12 protein-coding genes are annotated in these 14,458 nt (G+C 72.0%); 7 read left to right on the forward strand and 5 right to left on the reverse strand.

Annotation, left to right across the window (positions count from 1 at the left end; all coding sequences use genetic code 11):
- Nucleotides 1–154 precede the first annotated feature (154 nt).
- From AB0Q96_RS04715 to era, 4 genes are all read left to right on the forward strand, one after another.
- Nucleotides 155–634, forward strand: coding sequence for a hypothetical protein (locus AB0Q96_RS04715; protein WP_365321626.1), 480 nt, complete (start codon nt 155–157; stop codon nt 632–634).
- A 225-nt stretch (nt 635–859) separates the two neighbouring features.
- The gene (locus AB0Q96_RS04720; protein ID WP_365321628.1) at nt 860–2,197 is read left to right on the forward strand and encodes a beta-xylosidase; all 1,338 of its coding nucleotides are present in this window, start codon (nt 860–862) and stop codon (nt 2,195–2,197) included.
- 62 nt (nt 2,198–2,259) lie between these two features.
- A complete protein-coding gene (locus AB0Q96_RS04725) occupies nt 2,260–3,234 on the forward strand; it encodes a DUF916 domain-containing protein (RefSeq protein WP_365321630.1) in 975 nt (324 codons plus the stop codon).
- 30 nt (nt 3,235–3,264) lie between these two features.
- On the forward strand, nt 3,265–4,206 hold the full coding sequence (gene era, locus AB0Q96_RS04730; protein ID WP_046905659.1) for a GTPase Era: 942 nt from the start codon (nt 3,265–3,267) through the stop codon (nt 4,204–4,206).
- A gap of 25 nt (nt 4,207–4,231) precedes the next feature.
- Here era and AB0Q96_RS04735 read toward each other — a convergent pair whose 3' ends face one another.
- Both AB0Q96_RS04735 and AB0Q96_RS04740 read right to left on the reverse strand, forming a co-directional pair.
- Nucleotides 4,232–4,498, reverse strand: coding sequence for a protealysin inhibitor emfourin (locus AB0Q96_RS04735; RefSeq protein WP_365321632.1), 267 nt, complete (start codon nt 4,496–4,498; stop codon nt 4,232–4,234).
- A gap of 20 nt (nt 4,499–4,518) precedes the next feature.
- Complete coding sequence (locus tag AB0Q96_RS04740; RefSeq protein WP_365321633.1) at nt 4,519–5,553, reverse strand: M4 family metallopeptidase; 1,035 nt, start codon at nt 5,551–5,553, stop codon at nt 4,519–4,521.
- Nucleotides 5,554–5,848: 295 nt separating this feature from the next.
- On the opposite strand from AB0Q96_RS04740, the gene leuA reads away from it, so the two are divergent.
- From leuA to AB0Q96_RS04755, 3 genes are all read left to right on the forward strand, one after another.
- On the forward strand, nt 5,849–7,621 hold the full coding sequence (gene leuA, locus AB0Q96_RS04745; protein ID WP_365321635.1) for a 2-isopropylmalate synthase: 1,773 nt from the start codon (nt 5,849–5,851) through the stop codon (nt 7,619–7,621).
- A gap of 266 nt (nt 7,622–7,887) precedes the next feature.
- Nucleotides 7,888–9,213 carry a choice-of-anchor A family protein gene (locus AB0Q96_RS04750; RefSeq protein WP_365321637.1) on the forward strand — a complete coding sequence of 442 codons (1,326 nt, stop codon included), beginning with the start codon at nt 7,888–7,890 and terminating at the stop codon, nt 9,211–9,213.
- Nucleotides 9,214–9,367: 154 nt separating this feature from the next.
- Nucleotides 9,368–10,063 carry a TerB family tellurite resistance protein gene (locus tag AB0Q96_RS04755; RefSeq protein WP_365321639.1) on the forward strand — a complete coding sequence of 232 codons (696 nt, stop codon included), beginning with the start codon at nt 9,368–9,370 and terminating at the stop codon, nt 10,061–10,063.
- Nucleotides 10,064–10,202: 139 nt separating this feature from the next.
- On the opposite strand, the gene AB0Q96_RS04760 is transcribed toward AB0Q96_RS04755, so the two are convergent.
- The 3 genes from AB0Q96_RS04760 to AB0Q96_RS04770 form a co-directional block, all read right to left on the reverse strand.
- The gene (locus AB0Q96_RS04760) at nt 10,203–11,804 is read right to left on the reverse strand and encodes a tetratricopeptide repeat protein (protein WP_365321641.1); all 1,602 of its coding nucleotides are present in this window, start codon (nt 11,802–11,804) and stop codon (nt 10,203–10,205) included.
- A 77-nt stretch (nt 11,805–11,881) separates the two neighbouring features.
- Complete coding sequence (locus AB0Q96_RS04765) at nt 11,882–13,255, reverse strand: FAD-dependent oxidoreductase (protein WP_365321642.1); 1,374 nt, start codon at nt 13,253–13,255, stop codon at nt 11,882–11,884.
- A 182-nt stretch (nt 13,256–13,437) separates the two neighbouring features.
- On the reverse strand, nt 13,438–14,274 hold the full coding sequence (locus tag AB0Q96_RS04770) for a hypothetical protein (protein ID WP_365321644.1): 837 nt from the start codon (nt 14,272–14,274) through the stop codon (nt 13,438–13,440).
- Nucleotides 14,275–14,458: the final 184 nt, after the last annotated feature.

Below are 14,458 nucleotides of genomic sequence, written 5' to 3' on the forward strand. Positions count from 1 at the left end.
CTTGTGTGTTTGTGAAGGATCAACGGAACTTCTCTTGCCTTCCCCGCTCCGGTGCGCATCAATAACAGCGACCGGCCCGACGGGCCGTCAGATCTCATCTCAGACGCAGTGTCCGCACCCCTGCGTTCGTCATCGGAAGGGGTACGACCTCGTGATGAGAAGCAGAAGCACCTTAGGAGCCGTCGCGGTGCTCACCGGAGCGCTCGCCGCCACCGGCCTCGCCCTCGCGCCGGGTGCCTACGCCGTGTCGCCCGGCACGGCCACCGCCACCTACGACTGCGGGTCCTGGGGCGGCGGCAGCGCCACCCTGACGGCCACGCAGACCGGCACGGCGGCGACGATCACCATCACCTCCGCGGTGAAGACGCCGATCTCGGTCGGCAAGGACACCATCAGCTCCACCCTGACCCTGGCCAAGGCCGGCGGCGGTACCCGGGTGTTCACCGGGACCAAGAACCCGGCGATCCCCGCGAACACCTCGGTCACCATGGGCCCGCTCAGTGGGACCGTCGCCTCCGGTGACAGTCTCAACTCGTACTTCGCGGGCACCGCGCTCAAGATGGTGATCTTCGGCGTCACCGTGAACTGCGACGCCCTCACCTCGCAGACGCCAGGACCCTTCGTGTTCAGCTGAGCCCCACCCGCACGGCCGACCGGTACCGCCGAGGGCGGTGCCGGTCGTTGCTGTGTCCGCTCCCGTTCCGGTCCTCCCCGCCACCTCTCTGACCTGCGGAAACCCGGGAGTGCGGTGATCTTGACAGTATCTGATGGGTCATCAGTCGCTGGGTCCGGATTCCATTGACTTCTCTCGGCCCGCAGCCGTCAATGGCGCCCTCTCATCCCTCAGGAGGGGACCCACATGGCACTCGAACGAAGCCGCGCGGCGGCTCGAAGACGGCGTCGCTGGACGGCCGTCCTCGGCGCCACCGCGCTCGCGCTCACCGCCGGCGGCGCGCTCGCCGCACCGGCCGGAGCCACCACGACCTCCCAGCCCGTCGACTTCGCCACGCACTGCGTGCCGCCGCCGATCGCGGGCATCCCGCCGATCGACGGCACCACCACGGCGCAGATCACCGTCGACAACGCCGCGCCCAAGGTCGGCGACACGGTCAAGGTCACCTACACGGTCACCAAGCCCGCCGCCTCCAACCCGGTGGACCTCGCCCTCCCGGCCGACATCATGACCCCGAGCGGCAAGGTCGCCGTCGGCGGCGCCCAGTCCGGCGCGGTCACCGTCACCGGACAGAAGAAGAACCCGCCCATCCCGGGCAAGGGCACCTTCCCCGCGTTCTCCATGACCGGCACCTTCACGGTCACCACGCCCGGCTCGATCACCCTCTCGCCCGGCGACTACAACATCCACACCAGCTACATCATGGAGCTGGACACCCCCTGCACCGTCGCCAACGCACCCGTCTCCGAGACGGTCACGGCGACCGCGCAGCCCGGCGCCAACGAGCGCGCGCTCCAGCTCGACAACGCCTCCGGCGCGCCCGGCGTCCGGGTCACCGTCTCCGGCGCCAAGTTCACCCCGCTCGCCGAGGTCACCGTCGTCGGCCGGGCCGGAGGGGCCGAGACCGCCGACCGGATGACCGTCACGACCGACAGCGAGGGCGGCTTCGCGGCCCGCCTGAAGGTCAACGACAAGGCGACCACCGGGATCGTGGCCTACGAGGGCGCGGCCTGGGACCCCGACAAGGGCGCGGGCCCCGTCGCGTACCAGGTCATCGACGACACCCCGACCCCGCCGAACAGCCAGAAGATCACGGCCTCGGTCACGGCGGGCCAGCTGTCGATGACCCAGGCCGGCGACGCCGTGCAGCTCTCGGCCGTCGACTTCGGCCAGGGCGGCGCCGCCACCGGACCCCTGCAGACGGTGACGGTCAAGGACTTCCGCGGCGGCCCCGCGGGCTGGTCCCTGACCGGCAAGGTCACCGACTTCACCGGGCCCGGCGGGGCGATCGGCGCCGACCGGCTCAGCTGGACGCCGTCCTGCACCACCAAGGCGGGCAGCCCCAGCACCTGTGTCCCCGGCACCGCGGGCCCCGTCGGCGGCACCGGCGCCACCCTCGCCTCCACGCCCAACGGCGCCCTCACCGGCGGCGAGTTCACCATCGACGCGGGGCTCTCCCTCGACGTCCCGGCGTTCACGGCGCCCGGCGGTTACGCGGGCGTGCTCACGCTGACGCTGTCCTGACCGCCCGACGGGCCGGCCGCGCACCCGGCCGGCCCGTCACCCACTCCAAGGGGTCCGCACCCGTGCGCAAGCCGTACGTCCTCCTCCTGAGCGTCCTTCGCGCCCTGAGCGTGTTCGGCGCCGTGCTGCTGCTCGGCGGTCCCGCCGCCGCGCCCGCCTCCGCCGCCGACAACGGCGAGTGGGCCGTCTACCCGGCGGCCTCGCGGCTCGGCAGCCGCCCGTACTTCTACCTCTCCGCGGACCCCGGCGGCACGGTCACCGACCGGGTCACCGTCGCCAACAAGACCGCCGCCCCGCTCAGCTTCCTGCTGTACGGGGCCGACGCCTACAACACCGAACGCGACGGCGGCTTCGCCGTCCGCACCCGGCAGGAGAAGCAGACCGGCGCCGGCGCCTGGATCCGGCCCGAGCGCGACCGGGTCACCGTGCCGCCGCACTCCTCCGTCACCGTCCCCTACACCCTCACCGTCCCCGCCGACGCCGCGCCCGGCGACCACCCCGGCGCCGTCGTCGCCCTCGACGAACGCGTCGCCAAGGGCTCCGGCGGCTCCGTCGCGCTCGGCGTGCAGCGCGCCGTCGGCGCCCGCGTCTACCTGCGGGTCGGCGGGCCCACCGTGCCCGCCCTCGGCGTCGAGGACGTCACCCTCGAACAGGACCGGCCGCTCGTCCCCGGCACCGGCACGAGCACCGCCGTCGTCTCGTACACCCTCTACAACCGGGGGAACGTCACCCTCAGCCCCAAGGTCGCCCTCAAGGCCCAGGGCCTCTTCGGCCGCACCCTGCTCACCCGCGACCTCGACCGGCTCCCCGCCGAACTGCTGCCCCGGCAGAAGATCCGGCTCAGCGAGCGGTGGACCGGATCGCCGCAGCTCGACTGGGGCGAGCTGACCCTGACGGCGACCGCCAAGGACGTCCGCGAGTCGGGCCGGGTGTCCTTCCTCGCCCTGCCGTGGCTGCCCCTCGCGGTGCTCGTCGCCGGGGCCGCGGCCGGGCTCTTCGGCCTGCGGATACGGCGTCGCAGGGCGCTGAGTACGTGAGGCGGCCGTCCATCGGGGAGAATGACCCCCATGAGCGCTCGTACTGATGAGAACACCGCCCCCCACCGGGCCGGCTTCGCCTGCTTCGTCGGCCGCCCCAACGCGGGCAAGTCCACCCTCACGAACGCTCTGGTCGGACAGAAGGTGGCCATCACCTCCAACCGGCCGCAGACCACCCGGCACACCGTCCGCGGCATCGTGCACCGCCCCGACGCCCAGCTGATCCTGGTCGACACCCCCGGGCTCCACAAGCCGCGCACCCTGCTCGGCGAGCGCCTCAACGACGTCGTGCGCACCACCTGGGCCGAGGTCGACGTGATCGGCTTCTGCCTGCCCGCCGACCAGAAGCTGGGCCCCGGCGACCGCTTCATCGCCAAGGAACTCGCCGAGATCAAGAAGACGCCCAAGGTCGCGATCATCACCAAGACCGACCTGGTCGACTCAAAGACCCTCGCCGAGCAGCTGATCGCCATCGACCAGCTCGGCAAGGAGCTCGGCTTCGAGTGGGCGCAGATCGTCCCCGTCTCGGCCGTGGGCAACAAGCAGGTCCAGCTCGTCGCCGACCTGCTCATCCCGCTGCTGCCGGAGTCCCCGCCGCTCTACCCGGAGGGAGACCTCACCGACGAGCCCGAGATGGTCATGGTCGCGGAGCTGATCCGCGAGGCCGCGCTCGAAGGCGTACGGGACGAGCTGCCGCACTCCATCGCGGTGGTCGTCGAGGAGATGATCCCGCGCGAGAACCGCCCGGCGGACCGGCCGCTGCTCGACATCCACGCCAACGTGTACATCGAGCGCCCCAGCCAGAAGGGCATCATCATCGGCCCCAAGGGCAGCCGCCTCAAGGAGGTCGGCATGAAGTCCCGCAAGCACATCGAGGCGCTGCTCGGGACCCCGGTCTTCCTCGATCTGCACGTGAAGGTGGCCAAGGACTGGCAGCGGGACCCGAAGCAGCTCAGGAAGCTGGGCTTCTAGGTCCCGCGGCCGTCACGCGCCTTTCTCACGCGCCTTCCTTCAGGACGAGCTGGATCAGCTCGCGCTGTTCCTCGGTGAGGTGGGGGTCCGCCCACTTCACTGTCTTGCCGTCGATCGTGATCTCGTAGCCGAAGCCGTCCGGGACCCCGCGGGTCTCCGGCGGCGGCGGCGCGGCGAGGGCCTCGCGGGCCAAGGCCTGGAGCCGCTCGTGGTCGGGTCTGCCGACGGTCTCCACCTCCGCCGACTTCTCGATGCCCGCGAAGCCCCCTGTGCGTACGACGCGAATTTTCATGGGGCCTGTCTACCGCACCCTCAGCGGGTCGGCACGCCGACCGTCGTCCAGGCGTCGGTGACGGCCTTGGTCTCGTCGCCGTCGCCGTAGCGGGCCTTCGCCGCCGCGACGGTGGCCTTCGCGAACTCCGCGAACGTGGCCTCCTGGTCCAGCGTGCCGCCGGTCAGGGTGTCGTACCAGATCTGCCCGGCCCGCTCCCAGGCATTGCCGCCGAGGGCGGTGGCGACCAGGTAGAAGGCGTGGTTGGGGATGCCCGAGTTGATGTGGACGCCGCCGTTGTCCGCGTGCGTACGGACGTAGTCGGCCATCGTCGCGGGCTGCGGGTCCTTGCCGAGGACGTCGTCGTCGTACGCCGTGCCCGGCTCCTTCATGGAGCGCAGGGCCACGCCCCGGTCGATGGCGGGACCGAGCAGACCGGCGCCGATGAGCCAGTCGGCCTGGTCGGCCGACTGGCCGAGCGCGTACTGCTTCACGAGCGAGCCGAAGACGTCGGAGACCGACTCGTTGAGCGCGCCCGACTGGCCGTAGTAGGCGAGGTTCGCGAAGTGCTGGGTGACGCCGTGGGTCAGCTCGTGGCCGATGACGTCGACCGGGATGGTGAAGTCGAGGAAGAGCTCCCCGTCACCGTCGCCGAACACCATCTGCTCGCCGTTCCAGAACGCGTTGTCGTACTTCTCGTCGTAGTGGACGGTGGCCAGCAGCGGCATGCCGGCGCCGTCGATCGAGTCGTGGCCGTAGACCTTCTCGAACAGGTCGTAGGTGGCGCCGAGGCCGGCGTACGCCCGGTTGGCGGTGGCGTCGGAGGTCGCGGGGCCGCCCTCGTCGCGGATCTTGGTGCCGGGCAGCGTGGTGCTGTTGCCCGTGTCGTAGATGGTCCGCTGGACGGTGCCGGTGGTCCCGGCGCGGTCGGCGGGCGGGGCCAGCCGGCGGGTGGTGCGCTGCGCGGCGTCGACCGCGAGGGTCCGCCGGGCCGCCGCGGCGACGGCCGGGTTCTCGGACCGGGCCAGGCGCTCCAGGATGTGCGGCGGGACGATCGTGCAGAAGTGGGGAGTCATGGCAGCAATGTGGCACTGAGTGGTGCCCGTGTCACGGCTTGCGACCATGATTGGTGAAATGGAGTGATGGGTCACCTTTCCGTATTGACGCCGACCCCGTCCCGCATACTGAAACGGGACGTCCGCCTCCGCCGGTGCTGGGCTATGGTGACGCACATCATGCGTTTCGGGCTGCTTCTCCTTAGCTGCCGCGGCGAGGGCCTGTAGTCGTAGGCCGACCCCCTCCCCGCGGGTTTCGGTGTTGCGTTCGACAGTCGGCCGTCCCTCTCTCAGGACCTCCGAGGAGCCCTACGCAATGTCCCAGTCTCCGTTCGTCAGCCGTCCGACGCCCGTCACCACCGCGACGCACCTGCAGAAGCCGTCCGGGATGCCCGTCCACAAGTACGGACGGTACGAGGCCGTCGAGATCCCCGACCGCACCTGGCCCGAGCGGCGCATCACCAAGGCTCCCCGCTGGCTCTCCACGGACCTGCGCGACGGCAACCAGGCCCTGATCGACCCGATGAGCCCGGCCCGCAAGCGCGAGATGTTCGACCTGCTGGTCCGCATGGGCTACAAGGAGATCGAGGTCGGCTTCCCGTCCTCCGGCGAGACGGACTTCGCCTTCGTCCGCTCGATCATCGAAGAGGGCGCGATCCCGGACGACGTCACCATCTCCGTACTGACCCAGGCCCGCGAGGACCTGATCGAGCGGACCGTGGAGTCCCTGAAGGGCGCCAAGCGCGCCACCGTCCACCTGTACAACGCCACCGCGCCCACCTTCCGCCGGGTCGTCTTCCGCGGCTCCAAGGAGGACATCAAGCAGATCGCCGTCGACGGCACCCGCCTGGTGATGGAGTACGCCGAGAAGCTGCTGGGCCCGGAGACCACCTTCGGCTACCAGTACAGCCCGGAGATCTTCACCGACACCGAGCTGGACTTCGCCCTGGACGTCTGCGAGGCCGTCTGCGACGTCTGGCAGCCCGGCCCGGGCCGCGAGATCATCCTCAACCTGCCCGCCACCGTGGAGCGTTCGACGCCCTCCACGCACGCGGACCGCTTCGAGTGGATGTCCCGCAACCTGACCCGCCGCGAGCACGTCTGCCTGTCCGTGCACCCGCACAACGACCGCGGTACGGCGGTGGCCGCGGCCGAGCTGGCGATCATGGCCGGCGCCGACCGCATCGAGGGCTGCCTGTTCGGCCAGGGCGAGCGCACCGGCAACGTCGACCTGGTCACCCTGGGCATGAACCTGTTCAGCCAGGGCGTCGACCCGCAGATCGACTTCTCGCAGATCGACGAGGTCCGCCGGACCTCCGAGTACTGCAACCAGATGGAGGTCCACCCGCGCCACCCCTACGCGGGCGACCTGGTCTACACCGCCTTCTCCGGCTCCCACCAGGACGCCATCAAGAAGGGCTTCGACGCCATGGAGGCCGACGCGGCCGCGAAGGGCGTCACCGTCGACGACATCGAGTGGGCGGTCCCGTACCTGCCCATCGACCCCAAGGACGTCGGCCGCTCCTACGAGGCCGTGATCCGGGTCAACTCGCAGTCAGGCAAGGGCGGCATCGCGTACGTTCTGAAGAACGACCACAAGCTGGACCTGCCCCGCCGCATGCAGATCGAGTTCTCGCGGATCATCCAGGCGAAGACCGACGCCGAGGGCGGCGAGGTCACCCCGGCGCAGATCTGGTCCGTCTTCCAGGACGAGTACCTGCCCAGCCCGGACGACACCGCGGCTCGCTGGGGCCGCATCCAGCTGCGTTCCGGCCAGTCGACCTCCGACACGGACGGCACCGACACCCTGAAGGTCGAAGCGGTCGTCGACGGCACCGAGACGGTCCTGACCGGCTCCGGCAACGGCCCGATCTCCGCCTTCTTCGCCGCGCTGCAGGCCGTCGGCGTGGACGCCCGCCTGCTGGACTACCAGGAGCACACGATGAGCGAGGGCGCCTCCGCGCAGGCCGCCTCGTACATCGAGTGCGCCATCGACGGCAAGGTCCTGTGGGGCATCGGCATCGACGCCAACACCACCCGCGCCTCGCTGAAGGCGGTCGTCTCGGCGGTCAACCGCTCGGCCCGCTGACCCGGCACCCGGGCCGCTGCCCCGCACCCCTCCGGGGGCGCGGGGCAGCGGCGTTCCACGGCCCGTGAACCCCCGTCGGCTGTGATCTGCGTCACCGTTTCAGGTTCACTTAAGGAAGATCCTCACGACATGCCGGAATCGGCGGGATATCAGATGAGTTGACGCCACATCAGCGCATGGCGGAAGGTCGGCTCGTCCCCACGGATCAGCCCCTCGGCATCCCCCTCGGGACCCTTCCTCCCCGCACTCCTCGACCTGGAGCCCGCATGCGCACGTCCGCCGCCGTGGCCGCCGTCCTCGCCGTGACCGGTGCCGCCCTCACCTGGGCCCCCGCCGCCTCCGCCAGCACCGCGTGCGACACGAATCCGCTCGGCACCGCCGGCCGCTACGCCGAGTTCGTCGAGAAGGACTCCGTACGCCACTCCGACTCCGAGGGCGCCGTCGCGGTCGGCGGCGACGCCACCTTCGGCGACCCCAAGCGCCCCTCCGGCTTCTCCATCGGCAACCGCCTCACCTCCGGTGACCTCGCGGCGCTCCCCGGCGGCCACAGCCTCGTCGTCGGCGGCACCCTGTACGCCAACCAGGTCGTCCTCGACAAGGGCACCGGCATCGCCGGCAAGGTCGTCGACCGCTCCACCAAGGGCTCCGGCTTCGGCGTCGACGGCGACAAGGTGAAGGAAGGCCCCTCGCCGATCGACTTCGGCAAGGAGTTCACCTCCCTGCGCACCCTCTCCGCCGGCTGGGCCGCCGTCGAGCCCAACGGCACCGTCGGCCGCTCCACCGACTACCAGGGCCTCATGCTCACCGGCACCGACGCCAAGCTGAACGTCTTCGCCGTCGCCGCCGCCGACCTCCAGAAGGCCGGCGCGATATCCCTCAAGGTCCCGGCCGGCTCCTCCACCCTCGTCAACGTCCTCGGCGGCTCGTACGACATGAGCACCGCCCCCACCTACGGCGTCTACCTCTGGGACGAGGCCAAGGGCGCGCTGGTCATGGACGACTACAACGCGGGCAGCGACGCCTTCAAGAGCGTCCGCTCCAAGCTGCTGTGGAACTTCCCGCAGGCCGAGAGCGTCAAGAAGAACTACACCTCCTGGCCCGGCACGATCTTCGCGCCGAACGCCACCGTCGAGATGGGCGGCCCCGGCGTCGGCCCGGGCCACGTCAACGGCTCCGTCGTCGCCGAGAAGCTGCTCACCGTGCCCGGCGCCGAGACCCACCAGATGAACTTCACCGGCTGCCTGCCCACCGGCACCACCCCCGGAAAGCCCCCGGTCACCCCCGAGCAGCCCAAGCCCACCCCGACGGACGTCCCCAGCAAGCCGCCGGTCCCGACCACCCCGGCCACCACCCCGCCCGGCACGGCCACCCCCACCCCGTCGGAGTCGAACCCGTCCGCCCCGGCCTCCCCGACCCCCTCCTCCACCGAGTCCGAGGGCGCCCCCGCGCCGTCCCCCTCGTCCACCCCGGAGGGTGATCTCGCCACCACCGGCTCGGCCTTCGGGCCGGCCGCGATGGGTGTCGCCGGAGCGGTCGTCCTCCTCGGCGGCGGCCTCCTGGCCTTCGCGAAGCTGCGCAAGCGCGCTTCCTGACCCCCTGAACGAGACCCGCCGGGCCCCCGTGGAGCCCGGCGGGTCTCGGCCATCTCCGTTGCGTTCTGCTGACGAGGTGCTGACGCCGCATCATCGATGTGGCTAACATCACGCCAACGCCGGCAATGTTGCCGGGACGTGAAGGAGGTGCGGCGTGCGGTCAGCGCGGAACTCATCGGACCGGAGCAGGGTTCTCTGCGGCATCCGCACCTCGTGGAACACGGTCGGCGACGGCGAGTTCTTCTGCGAGGAGTGCGGCGGAGACCGCAACTACCGCCGTCGCACCGGGCGCCGCCGCTTCGCCCTCCTGGGCGTGCCGCTGCTGCCCCGGGGCAGCGCGGGACCCGTCGTCGAGTGCGCCGCCTGCCACACCCACTTCGGTACGGACGCGCTCACCCACCCGACCACCGGCCGCTTCTCGGCGATGCTCCGCGACGCCGTCCACACCGTCGCCCTCGCCGTCCTCGCCGCCGGCGGCACCACCTCCCGCACCGCCGTCGACACCGCCGCCGCGGGCGTCCGGGCGGCCGGGTTCACGGACTGTACGGCCCTCCAGCTCGTCGACCTCGTCGAGGCCCTCGCCGCCGACACCGGGCGCTTCCTCCCCGACATCAGCAGCGGAGGAGCGGCCCTCGCCATCGAACTCCACGAAGCCCTCGAACCCCTCGCCCCGCACCTGGCCGCAGCGGGCCGCGAATCGATCCTGCTCCAGGGCGCCCGCATCGCCCTCGCGGACGGCCCGTACACCCCGGCCGAGCGCGAGGTCCTGGGCACGGTGGGCAACGCGCTCGCACTGTGCGCGGACGACACGGCACGCTTGCTGGCTACGGCGCGGACTACGCCGTTGTAGGGCGGACCACGGTGCGCGCTGCTGGCCGGGGCGGGTGGCTGATTCCGCTCGGTGGGCCCGGGATGGCTCGCTGGGGACGGCTGCCTGGGGTGGCTCGCTGGGGATGGATGCCTGGGGACGGCTCCCTAGGGGGTAGCTCTCAGGGGCGTGCGGTGTTCGAGGGGCGTGCGGGGGAGTTCCGTGCGCGCCGTCGGTCGGCTTGGGCGGCCTGTTGCGCCTTCTGGGCCTCCGGGGCGGCCCCGAGGCGCTGGAAGGCTGTGTGGGCGGCGGTGAGGGCGCGCCGGGCGGACTCCGGGTCGCCGGCGGCCCGTTCCGCCGCCGCGAGCAGCATCAGCGTCCGTGCCGCCTCGTACGGGATCCTCAGCCCCCGCCAGAGCGTGAGCCCCCGGCGCAGCGGCTCCCGCGCCGCCGCGCCCCGCGCGAGCGCCCCGCGCGCGGTGGCGGCCATCGCGGCGAGCAGGGGCACGCCCCGCGCGCGGGCCAGCTCCTCCAGCTCCCTCACCGCCCCCTCGGCGGCGGCACCGGGCCCGCCGGCCGCGAGGCGCACCTCGACGAGGGCGGTGAGCAGGCGGGCCCGGCCGAGGACGGCGTGCCCGGGGTCGCTCTGGCAGTCCAGGGCGAGCCGCAGCCCCGCCAGCGCCGCGTCGGCACGGCCCTGGGCGAGCCGGAGCAGGGCCAGCCCCGGCTGAGGGACCCGGCCCAGTGCGTGGGCGCGGGCGTACGAGCGGGCCGCCTCCTCCAGGCGGCCCTGCCGGCGCTGGACCTCGCCCACGGCGTACGAGGCGGCCGCCGCGGTGCCGAGCCCGTCCTCCAGGACCTCCTGGCAGACCAGCAGCGCCTCCTCCTCGGCGCGCGCCCAGTCGCCGAGCAGGTCGAGCACCTCGACGTGATGGAGCCGGCAGGGCGCGCGGAAGGGGTTGGGCGCCGGGGGACACCAGCTCATCGCGGCGCCCGTCCACCGCGCCAGGCGCCCGAACTCGGCCGCGCCGGCGCACGTGTCGAGGGCCAGGCAGTACAGCAGGCCGGTGGTCGTCCCGCCCAGCTCACCGCGCGTGGCGGCGCCCATCGCGGCGTCCAGCAGCGCGAGTCCCTCGGCCCGGTGGCCCTGGGCCAGGAGCAGGGCGCCCTGGGCCCGGCGGCTCAGGGCGAGGAGCTCGGGGCTGCCGGAACGGGCGGCGAGCCGGTGCGTGCGCCGGGCCGCGGCGAGCGCGGCCGCCGGGTCGTGGTGCGCCTGGGCCTCGTCGATGTCGGTGAGGGCGAGGAGGCACTGCTCGGGGCAGTCGGGCCGCCCCTCCAGGTGATGCCGGGCCCGGTGCAGCCAGCCCGCCGCGGCGACGGGCCGCCCGAGCCGCCCGTACGCGTGGTGGAGCCACCAGGCCGAGAGCCCGGCGCCCCGCCAGTCACCCTCGGCGAGGTGCGCGGAGTGGGCACGCAGGCGCACGGAGACCGACTCGTCGACGCGGCCGGACCACCAGGCGGAGTCGGCGAGGGCGTCGAGATCGCGGGGGTGGAGGGGGCCGAGGGGCCCGGTGGGGTGACGGTCGGCGGAGTGGAGGCGTTCGTAGACCGCACGCGGGTCGGCTCCGGGGGCGCCCGATGCTCCCGCGACACTTGTGCCGCTTACGGCGCCGGTGCCACCCGCGACGCCTGTGCCACCCACGAGGCCGGTGCCGCCCGTGCCAGCCACGCCGCTCATGACGTCCACGCCGCCGGTGCCGCTCACGCCGCCGATGACGCCCATCGCGTCACTTCCCTTCGGGCCTTCCCGGTCCTCTCAGCGTAGGACCGGGAAGGCCCGAAGGGGTGGGCGAGAAGGGATCAGCCCAGGTCGACGCCGCTGGCGCGCAGCATCTCGTCCCGCTCGACGATCTTCACGCGCTCGCGGCCCTGCGGCTCGCCGAGGGCCTTCTCGGCGGCGTCGAGCGCGTACCAGCCCTCCCAGGTGGTGTACGCGATGCCCTTGCCCTCCAGGAAGGACACGACGGCGTCCTCCTGCGGGGACTCGGGCGCGAGGAGCCGGCCGTTGGCGTGGTCGTCCAGGAGGTTGGCGACGGTCTCGTTGGCGTCGCCCTTGGTGTGGCCGATGAGGCCGACGGGGCCGCGCCGGATCCAGCCGGTGACGTAGGTGGAGGGCAGGTGGGCGCCGCTCTCCTCGACGACCCGGCCGCCCGCGTCCGGGACGGTGCCGCTGGCGGCGTCCCAGGGCAGCTTGGGCAGCTCGTCGGAGAGGTAGCCGACGGCGCGGTAGACGGCCTGGACGTCCCAGTCGGTGGTCTGGCCGGTGCCCTTCACGTTGCCGGTGCCGTCGAGCTCGGTGCGCTCGGTGCGGAGGCCGACGACCTTGCCGTCCTCGCCGAGGATCTCGGAGGGCGACTCGAAGAAGTGCAGGAACAGCTTGTGCGGGCGGTCGCCGATGTCGCGGATGGCCCAGTTCTCGAGGGTCTTGGCGACCATGTCGGTCTGCTTGTTCTTGCGCCGCTCGGCGATGGAGCCCTCGTCGTAGTCGATGTCCTCGGGGTTGACGATGACCTCGATGGTGGGCGAGTGGTCCAGCTCGCGCAGCTCCATGGGGCTGAACTTGGCCTGGGCGGGGCCGCGACGGCCGAAGACGTGGATCTCCAGCGCCTTGTTGGCCTTGAGGCCCTCGTAGACGTTCGCGGGGATCTCGGTGGGCAGCAGCTCGTCGGCGGTCTTGGCGAGGACCCGGGCCACGTCGAGGGCGACGTTGCCGACGCCGAGGACGGCGACCTTCTCGGCCTCCAGGGGCCAGGTGCGGGGGACGTCCGGGTGCCCGTCGTACCAGGAGACGAAGTCGGCGGCGCCGTACGAACCGTCGAGCTCGATGCCCGGGATGTTCATGGCGCGGTCGGCGGTGGCGCCGGTGGAGAAGATCACGGCGTCGTAGAAGGCGTGCAGGTCGTCCAGGTGCACGTCGGTGCCGTAGTCGACGTTGCCGAAGAGGCGGATCTGCGGCTTGTCGAGGACCTGGTGGAGGGCGGTGATGATGCCCTTGATGCGGGGGTGGTCGGGCGCGACGCCGTAGCGGATCAGGCCGAAGGGGGCGGGCATCCGCTCGAAGAGGTCGATGGACACACCCGGCTCGGTGGCGGCCTCGGACTTCAGCAGCGCGTCAGCGGCGTAGATCCCGGCGGGGCCGGCGCCGACGATCGCGACACGGAGGGGGCGGGGCATGACGGGTTTCCCTTCGCAAGCGACGTGTCGGCAGGGGCCCGCCGCACTTAGGTCACCCTAAATAATGCGCCAAACGAATGAGTACCCGCCCCCGGTCTATGGCCTCATAAGGCGGACTTATGGGTTCCATAAGTGAATGAGGGGTGAGGGGTGAGGGGGGATGAGGGGTGGGAGGGGTGCGGTCAGAAGTCCGTGTACTCACCCAGGAAGTTGCCGACGGCCATGATCGCGGTGCCGGTGTCGACGGCGAGGCCGAAGAGGAGGATGGCCAGGGAGAAGAGGGAGTCGAAGACCAGCTTGCCGGGGGAGAGCCTGACCACCGCGTTCCTCGGGTTACGGGGATGGTAGGCGACCTCGATCTCGGGCTCCTCGCTGCGGCCGTACAGGGTGCGGGCCACGCCGTCCGTGTCCGTGTAGATGTACGTGCGGTACTGCTCGGGGTGCTTCCGCGCGATGACGGTGATGCCGTACCGGGGCAGACGCCACCGCTCGAACTGCACCCAGAGACCTCCGATGCCGAACAGCGTGATCGCCGCGCCGACGGAACCGGAGAGGAACACGAGGACGGCGATGCCGACGGATCCGCCGAAGACGCCGTTGGCGACGGAGGCGAGGAGGAGCGCCAGGAAGAGGCCGATGACCAGCCGCTTGAGGTCCCGTTGGCTAAGGCCGCGGCCTGGCTCCTCGGAGTCGGAGAGCGTGCGGACCGTGACGAGGGCCGAGCCGTCGAACAGGGCCGCGCCCTCCGCGCGCTCGGGCAGGGTGCGGTTCACGGCCTCGGCGAAGACGGTGGCGGCGGCTCCGCTCACGCCGTCGACCCGGTGCACGGCCGCCTCGGCCCCGTCCGCCGCTACGAGAACGACCTCGACGGCGCGCCCCTCGGCCCGCACTCGCCCGATGGCGGCCAGCGGTATCCGCGCTTCCTCGTCGGCGCGCCGCAACAGCAGCGCGTCGCCGTCGGATTGGAGCACCGAGTCCCCGGAACCACGGAGGACGGGGATGGGCGAGGTGATCGACATGAGCGTGATCGTAGGACGGGGTGGGCGAGTTGCCTATGGGGGAGTTCGGGCCGAGGTCGGACGGGTTCTAGGGGTGGGGGTGGTGGGTTGGCTTCTGGTGCGGCCGCCCTTTTTCCGAGTGTGGCCCCCGTGGCCGGGCCGTCAAGGGCGCTCCCTGCGGTCGCGTCGCTTCGCGATTCCGCTG

Source organism: Streptomyces sp. NPDC093111, assembly GCF_040683955.1.
Classification (GTDB): domain Bacteria; phylum Actinomycetota; class Actinomycetes; order Streptomycetales; family Streptomycetaceae; genus Streptomyces.